7 protein-coding genes and 1 pseudogene are annotated in these 11,654 nt (G+C 53.0%); 6 read left to right on the top strand and 2 right to left on the bottom strand.

All coding sequences use genetic code 11. From position 1 onward, the window contains the following. The 4 genes from tssI to AACY18_RS22655 form a co-directional block, all read left to right on the top strand. The coding region (gene tssI, locus AACY18_RS22670; RefSeq protein WP_339466183.1) for a type VI secretion system tip protein TssI/VgrG at window positions 1–938 on the top strand (938 nt) is incomplete at its 5' end. Then, complete coding sequence (locus AACY18_RS22665) at window positions 939–1,811, top strand: DUF4123 domain-containing protein (protein ID WP_339466182.1); 873 nt, start codon at window positions 939–941, stop codon at window positions 1,809–1,811. Continuing rightward, window positions 1,808–5,230, top strand: coding sequence for a toxin VasX (locus tag AACY18_RS22660; RefSeq protein ID WP_339466181.1), 3,423 nt, complete (start codon window positions 1,808–1,810; stop codon window positions 5,228–5,230). The genes AACY18_RS22665 and AACY18_RS22660 overlap by 4 nt, the downstream gene beginning before the upstream one ends. Then, window positions 5,223–6,413, top strand: a complete 1,191-nt coding sequence (locus AACY18_RS22655; protein ID WP_339466179.1) for a DUF6708 domain-containing protein — start codon at window positions 5,223–5,225, stop codon at window positions 6,411–6,413. Before AACY18_RS22660 ends, AACY18_RS22655 begins: the two co-directional genes overlap by 8 nt. Window positions 6,414–6,474: 61 nt before the next feature. Here AACY18_RS22655 and AACY18_RS22650 read toward each other — a convergent pair. Beyond that, window positions 6,475–6,849, bottom strand: a pseudogene (locus AACY18_RS22650) (IS4 family transposase); the annotation flags it as partial. Between the two features lie 171 nt (window positions 6,850–7,020). On the opposite strand from AACY18_RS22650, the gene AACY18_RS22645 reads away from it, so the two are divergent. Both AACY18_RS22645 and AACY18_RS22640 read left to right on the top strand, forming a co-directional pair. Beyond that, the gene (locus AACY18_RS22645) at window positions 7,021–7,824 is read left to right on the top strand and encodes a hypothetical protein (protein WP_339466177.1); all 804 of its coding nucleotides are present in this window, start codon (window positions 7,021–7,023) and stop codon (window positions 7,822–7,824) included. A 596-nt stretch (window positions 7,825–8,420) separates the two neighbouring features. Then, the gene (locus tag AACY18_RS22640; protein WP_339466187.1) at window positions 8,421–9,050 is read left to right on the top strand and encodes a hypothetical protein; all 630 of its coding nucleotides are present in this window, start codon (window positions 8,421–8,423) and stop codon (window positions 9,048–9,050) included. An 84-nt stretch (window positions 9,051–9,134) separates the two neighbouring features. Here AACY18_RS22640 and AACY18_RS22635 read toward each other — a convergent pair whose 3' ends face one another. Continuing rightward, on the bottom strand, window positions 9,135–11,483 hold the full coding sequence (locus AACY18_RS22635; protein WP_339466175.1) for a hypothetical protein: 2,349 nt from the start codon (window positions 11,481–11,483) through the stop codon (window positions 9,135–9,137). Between the last annotated feature and the right edge of the window lie 171 nt (window positions 11,484–11,654).

Genomic DNA, 11,654 nt, shown 5'->3' with positions numbered 1-11,654 from the left:
GCAGCCAGAGCGCCGTGGTCACCGGCCCCAAAGGCGAAGAAATCCACTGCGACCAATACGGCCGCGTCAAAGTCCAATTCCACTGGGACCGCGAAGGCCAGGCCGACGACAAAACCAGCTGCTGGCTGCGTGTCTCCAGCGCCTGGGCCGGCGCCCAATACGGCGGCATAGCCATCCCGCGCATCGGCATGGAAGTCCTCGTCACCTTCCTTGAAGGCGACCCCGATCAGCCGCTGGTCAGCGGCTGCCTGTACCACAAGGAAAACACCGTCCCTTACGCCCTGCCGGCGAACAAGACCCGCAGCACCTTCAAAACCCTGAGCTCGATGGGCGGCAGCGGTTACAACGAACTGCGCATCGAAGACAAAAAAGGTCAGGAACAGATCTACCTGCATGCCCAGCGGGATTGGGACGAGAACATTGAACATGATCAGAAGATTCGGGTCGGCAATGAGCGTCACGACACCGTTGAAAAGAACAGCTACACAGAGTTCAAGGCCGAAGAACACCACACGGTTTTTGAGGACCGCAAGGTTGAGGCGCAAGCCAATGATCACCTGACGGTTGGGGTGAATCAGCACATCAAGATTGGCACTGGGCAGTTCATTGATGCGGGGCAGGAAATCCACCTCAGCAGCGGCATGAAAGTCGTGATGGAGGCCGGCGCCGAACTGACGCTGGTGGGCGGTGGGAGCTTCATCAAGATCGATGGCGGCGGCGTGACCATGAGTGGGCCGGTGATCAATATGAACTCCGGCGGTGGACCGGGTAGCGGCACGGGCGCTGCGCCGTTGTTGCCGGGGCCGTTGAAGCAGGCGGATGCGGATAAGGCTGGGCAGTTGCTGGTGCCGGCGCAGCGGCAGGCGTTGATGCAGAAGAAGCCGATTTGTGCGGTTTGTGAGGCTGCGAAACTCGCGGCACAAAAGGGTGAACAGTAAATGAACAGACTACCGCCGCTCCCGAATGACTTGCCGTGGAAGACGCCCGCCTATTTACTTCTGGACGGCGTGAGTGTGCCCAATCTGGCACAACAGCTGTACCAATGGGACAACCAGGCATACAGCCTCTACCAATCGACACGCTGGCAAGAACTGTCCGATATCTCGCCTTACCTGATTGCTCTCAAAGGGCCCAGCGATCCGCTTTTGGCCCATTTTCTGGAAAACTCGGCCTTGGAGTGGGGTTATCTGTTGTTCAGTACTACCGATGCTCATGTGCTTTGGGGGCATTGGCGTAACTTGCTTACGGTCGAGCATCCGAGCGGCGTTGAGGTTATGCCGCGCATCGCCGACCCAGCAGTCATGCATCAGCTGTTCGGGTTGGCGGAGCAAGCCAGTAGTGCCCGCTGGTTTGGTCCGGTCGAGTACATCTGCCTGCCAGACGGAGTCGAAACCTTATGGCATCAACACAAACGTCCCGAACCCGCCATTGCTGAACCGCAAACCTATCGCTTGACCGATAAAGAACTCACAGTGTTAGGTGAGGTAGAGTTTCGCAACTTTGTCTCGTCATTGAATGAGCACTTGGAAAAGTACTTTCCTGAATACATGGCGACTTTTCCTGAACAGGATCGTCGCCCCTATGCGCAGAAAATAGCGGATGAGGCCTACGAACAAGGTTTTGCCTCGGAGCAGGAAATCACCCTCTATGCAAACGTTCACGGTTATCTGGCAGGGGAACCGCTGACTGACCACCCTGATATCGTGCGACTGCTGACGCAGTCGACACCTGATGCGCCATTGAAGCGCGTGGAGCGCGCTGCCGAGCTTGCCGAAAGCCGTGCTGAAGATCGACAAGGAAGCCCATCATGACCGCTCAACAACCACCAAAAACCAGCGCCAACACTGTTGCCCTGGCTAAACCAGCCAAGGACACCCGTGTCCCAATGGGTGAATGCCAATTGATGAACAAGAAAGTTCAGTTGCTGCCTCTGCGCTATGGGCTCGTTCAGCACCTCGATCCCGCATCCGAACTCGCCATGCCGTTCAAGACAAAAAGCCAGCCACTGGGCATCCGGCTGTTGCGCGACGGCTACCTCTACATCATCAACGGCACCACCGGTTACCTGCACGAGTACCGCATAGAGAAAGGCGAGATCACCAAACTATTGTGGAACAGCCAAGAAGTCTCCGGTGACACGCGCACCAGTTCGATCGGCGAACCTCATCTTATCTTCACCCGCAAACACACGTTGTATGCCAGCTATTCCGAGCTTCAATGGACAGCCAATAAATGCTCGCAAGTGCTCAAGTCCAAAGAAGAACGGAAGCGTTTGATGCAACCAGTGGAGTTGGCAAGTGCCTGCCCTGAAAAGGGCGGCAAACATTTGTTGAGCAAACAACAGGTGGAGGACTGGCTGGCAGAAGTGAAGGAGCAGTCTGAGAGAGCCGATGCCGTCCTCGAAGGGGCAGACCCACAAGAAGGCGAGGCTTATCACTGGGAAGATCAGCCGCTGTTCAAACATATTGCGATTGAAACGCTGACCAGTAAGGTTCAGTGCGCCTACAAGGATGACTACTTGTTTCTGGTGTTGCGTGACGACATCGGCGTCATGCGCGACCTTGCCAGCGCTCAGTTGAAAGTGGCTGACTGGATTGATCGATGGAGCAAGGACGACAAGCGTCAGGCACAATACCTCACGGGTTCCTACGTCCACTCCCTTTATGATGTGAATGGTCCACGGCTGGAAGCCCTGGGTAAAACAGATCCTGAAGTTCAGGCACTTAAAGATGAGACCAACGAAGAACAGCAATCGAAAATCTACGAATTCCTGAAGGTTCGCCGGGACAACAGAGACCCTGGCATCTACGGTGATGAAGCTCATTGGCGAAAGATGGCGGAGAAAGATCCCTACGCCCGCGCCTACATGGACATGACGGACTCTCTGGGAGATCCGCTTTATCGTAAACACCAGGACACTTTGAACAAACTCAGCCTGCAAAGCTGGTACGCGTTGCATGGCAAGGAGTTAGGTCAGCGAGGTATCGACGACCTGGTCAACCGTCAGGAAATGGAAGCCTTTGTTCAGGAACAGCAAAACCTTCTAAAACATTGGCATGGTCGTCTGCAAAACATCCGTGAAGATCGACTGAATATGTTCACAGGTGGTCGCTTTCACGGTGCAGCCTGGTATTACGACTTCAATCTCGATGCACAAATCAAGCACCGACTGGAAACCGAGTTTGTCTGCGTGGCAGCCATGTGCGCAGACCCAAAAGCGCTCGAAAAACTTGCCGCCTACATGGAGGCAAATCTGCAGACCCTAGTGCCAGGACTGGATACTCTGTCCCTCGTAGCACAGGTAGACATTGCAAAAAAACTGGCAGACTTGACCAGTTTCTCGATCAACGTGATCTCGGCCAAGGAAAACCTCGCTAACGTCAATGTGCTGACCAACCAGTTCCACAGCTTGATGACCGAGCGCCTGCCCAACTACGCCAAACTGAACACCCAGTTCATGGGCATGCAAAGCATGCTGGACGAGGCCTACAACCCGGCGCGGCAGCTGAAGATTGCCGATCAACTGGACAAGGCTCACGAGGGTTTCGCGCGCGCACAAACAGTTGATCCCAACGAGTACATCCGCAAGATTGGAGCACCCGCGCGCTTGCAGCTATTGCGCGAGTTCTCTCGACAGGGATTGACTCTGCGTGCGGCTACAGGGGCTGAAATTGCAGCCTTCAATCAGGCTCGCGACCAATCACTGAACTTGCGTAGCCAATTGAAAGAAAGCTACAAACTTCGAAATCGGGAATTGATGCGCCAGTCCATCGGTTCTGCAACTCCGGGTAGTGAAGCCCCGCATAACCAACGTATCGCTCAACTGAAAAATGCGCTGATTCCACTGGAAGAGAAACTCACCGATGCCTTGGCGGTCGGGGGTGATAGTGCAGCGAAAATTGGTACGGTGGTTGATGGATTGGATCCGCAGTTACGCGCGGAGATGGGCAGGACTGTCAGGGATTTCAGGGCTACGGGCACCCTCAACAAGCCGCTGGCGGGCGCATTGAAGTCGAAGGGTGATGGGATTGCGTTTGCTCTGTTTGTCATCCAAGGACAAAAATTTATTGAAGCGATGAGTAGTTTTGCTAAGAAGACGGACCGATCTTGGGCAGATTGGGGCGCTGCTGGAGAATCAGTCGTCGGCTTGTCCTCCTCCGGGTTTGCAATGGTGCAAGGTCTATCCGTAACAGTATTCCAAGCTCATATCGAGCAAATGGAAAGTGCTGCCGGCAAATTGAACACTATGAGCCGCCTAGGTCGCTGGAGCGGCATTGCTGGATTTGGAGCATTTTTGTCTGGTGGTGTCGCCGCTGCATTTGACTTGGGGAAGCATTCTCTACAATGGGGTAAAGCGTTGGCTGAAGGTGACTACAAAGGGTTAGGGGCGACGACGTTGCAGATAAGCGGGGACGCAACACTCGTAGGAACCAATACGTGGGCAGCCAAACACACCGGCTCTATCGTGAAAAACGTAATGAAAACGCCGACCGAATTGCGCGCACTGGCATGGGCAGAGGCCAGCCCTCGGCTTTTGGCTATCGGCACACGGGCCAATCTCATAGGATTGATCGCTACTGCTCTACAACTAGTGGGAGAAGGCCTCTTTAACTATTTCAATCTGGACGACTTACAGAAATGGATGGAGAGTAGCGTTTGGGGGAACAAGACCAAGCAGCGCAATGTTCAAGATGAGTGGAACGAGCTCGCAAAAGTCGTTCAGAAGCCAACATGTGAATTGATTCGCGATGACAAGCTAACCTATTTGAAATTGGTTTTGCCAGGAGTCAGCACTCAGGAAATGGACAGCCGGAAATTGCAGTTTCAGGCGTACCAACAGTATCGTGAAAAGCCACTTTCGCCACGTACTTATAGCCCTGGACCATTCCCGTTACGCTGGAAAGAGTGCACGATCACTTGGGTTACTCGTTTCATAATCGCCAGTAAAGAAAAGGAAGCCTTGACACTGCATTTACCGATCAGCAATTCCTTGCAAACCTCAGACTTCGCTTTGGCATTAAACATCGCTTACCAATTGGAAGCTGAACGCGATACCACACACCAAACTCGTTTTGTTTTACGCGACCTACATATCGTGAATACGTATGGTGTGCGCATTCCAACAAAGGGGACGTATAAAGTCGAGTCTGTTGAGACTCTGCCAGTCGGCACAGGCAAGGCATCATTCCACTCTTTTAAAAAAGATGACTTGGCGACTATTGATGTTTAAGAACTTGTTCAAACGTAAAACCACGACTGCCGAACACAAGTCCGCCCCAGACATCCGCAGTCAACGCCCACGTGCAGGAGAAATTCGAGCCAACGGTTTAAATGAAACCCTGTTCCTTTCACCATTACCTGTCTACACAGGCCAGGCACAGTCATCTCGTCGTAACTTTTCGGAGATCACCGAGACCTATCTGGAGTTGGGCGGTAACAATTGGGGCATGGTTGAGCAAGGAAAAATATTAGCCGCGGGAATCTGGATGCTCTTAACCCTGGCATTTATTGCCCCGACTTTAATTGTTTTGTACGGGACACTTGCCTACCCGGAAAACTTCCCCACTCCCTTGAAAGATTTAGTAATGGGCATTCAGACGTTTTCAGGAATTGCACTGTTAGGGCTTCTGCCCCTCGGCGCCTATGTTTACGGAATGTTTTCCAGCGTCTTCACCGCCGCAAAAACCTACCCCGTTCGCTTCAACCGCCAGCGCCGCGAAGTCTGTTACGTCGACAGCAACACCCATCGCGTGCTGATCGTGCCTTGGGAAAGCGTGGTCGCTTGGGTTGCAAACTCCCAAGGCGTCACCAGTTACGGCGCTACTCGCCAATACACTTTGGGCATGGGGCTGGAGGATGAAGAACAGGACAAAGTGCAGTTTCTGCTGCTCCCCCAACCCAGCGATGCCCACTCCCTGAGCATGTGGACATCCATTCGCAACTTCATGGAAGACGGTCAACTAGTCGATGTGCCGAACCCGATGCTCAAGGCACTCGGCCTGATCCCGACCGGGGATCGGCTCAAGCCCTATGAAGGACTGCACACCTTTGAAATCGAACGCGAAGATGCCCGTGCGATGGGGTCGCTGGACGAAGAAGGTGGCGAGGACCTGACTCCAGAACAACGGAGGGAATATGGATTCGGGGAGAAATCTCGATGGCCATTGCGCCGCTGGTACATCGGGCGTGTACTGACCTTCTGGAAAATGCCCTACATTCTCGCCGAATGGGCTCATCGCAAGGGCCGTCCCGTTCTGCCGGAACAGGTTCAAGCATGGTCGCAGTCACTGCCACCGGAGCAGTGGGCCAAACCTAGTGCAGCACTGGTGAAAGCCAATCAGTTGGTAAAAAACGCCATGGACAAGAAAGGCGCGACTTTTGTCGAGGCCTGCAAAGTGGCAGGTTTGCACTGAATGAAACCCCAAAATAGGTGAAAGATTAATTTTCTAAAAATAGATCTGTCACGAATGGCACTTACTTAACATGTTTTGGGTGCCCGTTTTTTCTGACATCTGCCCTTGCTGACCGACGTGGTTTGGTCAGCAAGGGGTAGGCTTGAGGTCTTCGTTTTATGGCTCGCGGCTCGATACGACCAGGCCGATTTCCGACGCGCCTCTGAGCAATCAGCATCAATAAATTCGACAGGCCATCCTCGTCTTCGGAACTGCCATATTGTCGCAGCGCCAGCCATAGCTGAAGGCTGTGTTTGAAGCTCAGTTCGCGAGGTAAACAGTCAGCTAACAGAGCCGATTGTGCCATCAGCATTCGGATCAGATTGTGAGCTAACAGATAGACCCATAACTCCTTTACTGCCATGCCTGGGGTTTTGCAGCTTAACTTGCCTAGTCCGGCATTGCGACTCTAGGAGGAGCAATACTGAGTGGCTGGGATAGCTACCGATCTCTGAAACAAGGAGATACTGATGCCGCTGCCGCCTATGGTGTGGCCGCAGTCGGAAGTGGACTATGGGCAGCTTATGGTGTTGGAATAATTCTTAATCCCTATGCTTTGGTAGTCGGCATGGCTCTGACTATAGGTGGTACTATCGCAGCCAATCTATTGACCGACAGCGACATGGAAATTGTAGTGAAGAAAGGTCCATTTGGTCTCCAGTTTGCAGAAGCAGGAGTGTTGGATCAGGCCCTAGGCAAAGGCCAACGCTTCAATCACTTGAAAGACCCGCAGATCGCCTACCAGCAATTGCTCGGCATTATCGGAAAACCGCAAATATTCGTACAGAGGTTGGCCGACTGGCGAAAAAAAGCGCCTGCGGCGCATATCAAGGCATTGCAACAAGCTGATAGCGATCGTGCGCCACTGACAGATTCTGGGCAGCAATGTGTCATGCCCGGAAAACAGACTCTAGTCGATCAGGATTGGGCCATCGTTCTCAGTTCTCCACTGCTGTCGATGTTCGAGAATGACCAGCAATTTCAGTTGATCGCCCAGGAGTTCCAAAGCAGCCTGCGTATAAACGTCGCCTTCGATATCAAACGTTATGACCGGATCCCTGTTGCGGCCCCCAAGCTAGCGGCGCTTTCACTGGATGCCACTAGCGTGCTCTATGTTCTTCCCGCCAGCCTACCCGTTGCTCAACTCAGCCCTCTGGATCGCTACAGTGTGCGCGTAACTCAGGGTCTGAAAGTGAGTGCTCAATTTGAACTAAGTGCCGACCAAGCAAGCGAACGGTTGGTGTTGCCTCAACCAAGCCCTAAAAGCTGGTCAGCCTTCACCTCGGCCAATCGTCGTTTGCCACCAGATAACCTGCTACCGGATGCCGCTCCGCCCTATTGGCAAATAGAAATCACTGAGTTCTCTGTATGACAGCACAAATGGACACCTTGTACGCTGCCAGTGCCTACCGCAGCAACAGCGATACTCCTCTGCCCCCCCCAAAATGGCCGGAAGATGTCAATCGTTCAAGCACCTTTGATACCCACCTTGCCTTTGGTTATTACGCCAACCTAGAGCCGGCAATGGAGGTTACAAACCAGTTGCAAGGTGAAGAGCAAACGATTTACCAGCGCCAGCAGGAAAAAGGGGATAAGGAGGAGGTGTATTGCGACGAAAGCCGCTGGCGCTTTCAGAACGCAACCAAAATTCCATATTTATTGTTCATATTGAAGATAGTGTGTATTTCTTTTATATGGGCTGTCTGGGGAATAGGAATTTTACTCGAATTTATCCCAGATACAGGGCGTAAAGACTTTAATACTTTTCTGACACTGCTAGGTTGCGTAGCAACAGTGGCTTTCATGATTGTGTCAATGGCGTTATTTTTGAATGGCAATAAGTTGGCACATAAGATCCAGATCATTGGATTTTTCATTTGTGCCGGCATTGTCTTATGGAAGCAAGGGTCACTTTTTGGCAGTGACAGCATGCAGGTTTCCCTATGGTTAGGGGCGTTCCTCTACCTCATGGCTAGTGTCGGATCCGACGGTTTACTCTGGTTTCACAGCAAAATCAGCACCCACGACGGCAGCGAGTTCAACCGCATAGACGGCATGCTTCGCTTCAAGCGTCGTTTCCGCCGACTCTTCGTTGCACCTTTTGAAGAGTTTGACCCGGTACTGCAACTGCTGCCCAACGGTTATGGCTCCCATGACTATGCCCTGTGGCTTCATCACCGCTACACCGACAACAAGATTTGTCTGGCAACCAAAGTCCACGCCCTGGGCCTCGACCAGCCGAATGCGCTGGCCTTCTGGGATTGCCTGCAACGTTACATGGACGTCACACAACCGCTGCCAGACCTGCCGGTGCTTGAGCAAAGTCGTCACCTGGACCCGGTAACCGCCGCCTACGACGTCAAAACCGGCCGTAACCCACGACGCTGGCGCGACCAGTCGGAAAAGGGCTGGCTGGCAACAGGCCTCAAGCAGTTGACCCAACAGTTGCAGCAATATCCTTGGCAAAAACAGCCTTGCATCATCAAGGCTCGCATTGATCCGTCTCTAAGCATCGAAGCGTACTACCGCGCTCAGGAAGCCAAAGGCATCCAGGCCACGCCGAAGGCCGATGATTTTGATGACATTCATAGAGCGTAATAGAGCGGGCAGGACGGAATTATATTCAGAGTAACCGGGAAAGGGACGGGCCACGTTTATAAACATGGCCTGCCCCTGAGATCGCTAAGGCATCAATACAAAATCGTCGAACACCCAAGCAACATTACCTTTCGCGACAAGCTCCAACCTCACAATATTCAACCCTGAGAATTCGATAGTTCTGTATGGTCTGTCGAGCCTGTCTTGCCCGAGATAACCGCCAGCACCATAAAAATGAACTTCACCATAGGAAGTCTCTGGCTGGTTTCCATAAAACCGAAAGCTCACCTTTTGGCATGGGCGAACGAACGTAATCTCTGCCTTTTCTTGCGCCACAACATACCAGTGGAGCTGTTTTCCAGGTTCACCACTGCCTATTTGAGCGCTTGTAAACACGTCCGGCCTCGTTGGAAAAACCGCCGTACTTAGAAGTTTGAATGTAAGGACCGGCGTCACAAGAACTTCCCCTGCCCGGATGATCATCCGCGAAAGCTCATCTTCAAAATCCTCCACCAACAATGTCTTGACCGTGTAGTTTCTCGGCGGAAACTTCACAGCCATGCTCTCGTCTGCCTCGCCATAAAAATTCACGCTTATGTCGATCGACAATTGGCTCCTTTCACGCAGTGTAAAAAACCAATCCAGCGGTACCGGTCGACTCAGGCCTGACGATGCGGCATTGATTACTTTTTCTTCGAAAACCGTATCTTTGCCATCACTGTCGATCCCGCTGTAGCGGATCAAGACCCATTGGTTTAAAACCTGTTGGGGCCACTCGCTAACATTCAAAGGCGTCAGTGCGTCAAGCTGCGTGACGTCCAGATCAGTGCTATTCACACCTCCAACAGTCGGTGTTGGCAGATCGGGATGATAGTGCGCAATTGACCCGATGTTGGCGGCAAGGATCGGCGATTTCTGGATCGGCTTGCCATCGCGAAGGTGCTCGAAACCAAGTTTTACCGGTTTACCGAGATTGGCGGCGATAAACGCTTTTGCCAGCAGAAAACTGGCACGACTGTTGGCATTCAGCGGCTTAGACTCGAAGGTTGGCGATCCAGCCCCAGGGGCACCCTCGACAACCAGTCGCACTGTGTCGCCGTTGCGATAACCCAACACTTCAACCCGACCCGTGGCGCCTTGCAGGTTGGCGGAGTCCAGGGGGTCGAGCACTCGGTTGACGGACTTGAGTAACTGGGGTGGTCGCAGCGTTGGTAACCCCTCGCCTTTTACTTGCGCAGTGGTCACCCTCGAATCGCCGACAGAGCCTCCCTCTCTGATCAGCGTGTAAATCACCGATACGTCGCTATTGGCGATAACTTTTTCGTTGGCGACCTCAATGATGCAAGGTTGCTTCTGCCCGAACTCGTCTTGCGTGACAGTTCCCGTCACCTTTGCAACCACATCCGGCTTGCCTGCAACTTTGGCCGTGTACGTGGCATAGATGTCATCCCCAGCGAGGAAGCGCGGATCGCTGGTGAGTACGATAACCAGCAAAGGATTGGCACCGAGTTTCTCAAGGTCGATGTAAGGCAAATCGTCGGGGTCATTGAGGATTTCGCGCAGCAACGCCTTCGGCAATCGTTTGCCGTCCAAATCAACATCGATGATTTGCACGGCAGAGAAGAGTGAATCCGGGTCAGGATTGTTTCCCAGTTGATCGGTGACCGTATAAGAGATTTTGAATTTCGGATGATCCTTGGCCTTCTCCAAGTCTGCACGGGTGACGTTAAAACAGACTTTGACCGGCTCGTTGGAACCCGGATCCGGCGCCTCCTGCTCGGTGACCTTGTGGTAGACGTCATGGCCGTTGAGGTTCAACCGAATGCGATCATGCGCCCGACAAAACGGGTAAGACACGCACACCTGTGCACCCGCGGCAGGAAAATCCGCACCCACACCGTTGAGCAACGCATCAGGCAGTATCAATTCAAGCTCGGAATGCTCACCGTCGCCCGGGCTGGTGTCTTGATTGCCGGGACGAATCTTGTTGTACAACAACTCCAAAGGTGGCTCGGAGGTTCCCATGTTGTTACTGCTGCGTCTCACTGTACAGGTGAGACGGTTGACTACATCGGCGAGCAGCATTTTCTTTGGAATGTACAGTGTCACTTCATCGTCCACGGCTTGCGTTTGCACACTGTCAATGCAGGGTTGACCGTTCAAATTCAAACACACCGTATCGCCCGAATCCTGATCCAGATATGGGCCGAACACGACTTTGACGCCTTTCGGCGCCAAATCATAAATGCGCAGCGGGACTCCAAGATGCGCGCCTGTGACCGGTCTAGTCGCCTCGGGTAGATCAGGCGGATCCAGCGTCAGCACCGTGTTGTCCGCCCCCATGACACCCGAAATCTGCATGTCATTTTGCGGGAGCCACGTTGGGGCAACGACTTGTGGGCTATCTGATTGTCCGGCTGGGGGATTGGCCATTTGATTCTCCTTCTCGCAGTTTGAATGCCAAATACGCGTGCTGGAGAGTGGGCGCCGATAAAGCAATACTGACAACTGTCAGAAATTACAGGTGGACGGTCATTCCTGACGGACGGAAACAGTCCCTTTGTTGAGTCCTCTGGAGATCAGCTCATCGATTAAATAGATATA

The organism is Pseudomonas sp. EA_65y_Pfl2_P74, assembly GCF_963970575.1.
Classification (GTDB): Bacteria; Pseudomonadota; Gammaproteobacteria; order Pseudomonadales; family Pseudomonadaceae; genus Aquipseudomonas; species Aquipseudomonas baetica_A.
Note: the sequence above shows the minus strand (reverse complement) of the source record. Positions and strands in the feature narration are given on the sequence as shown.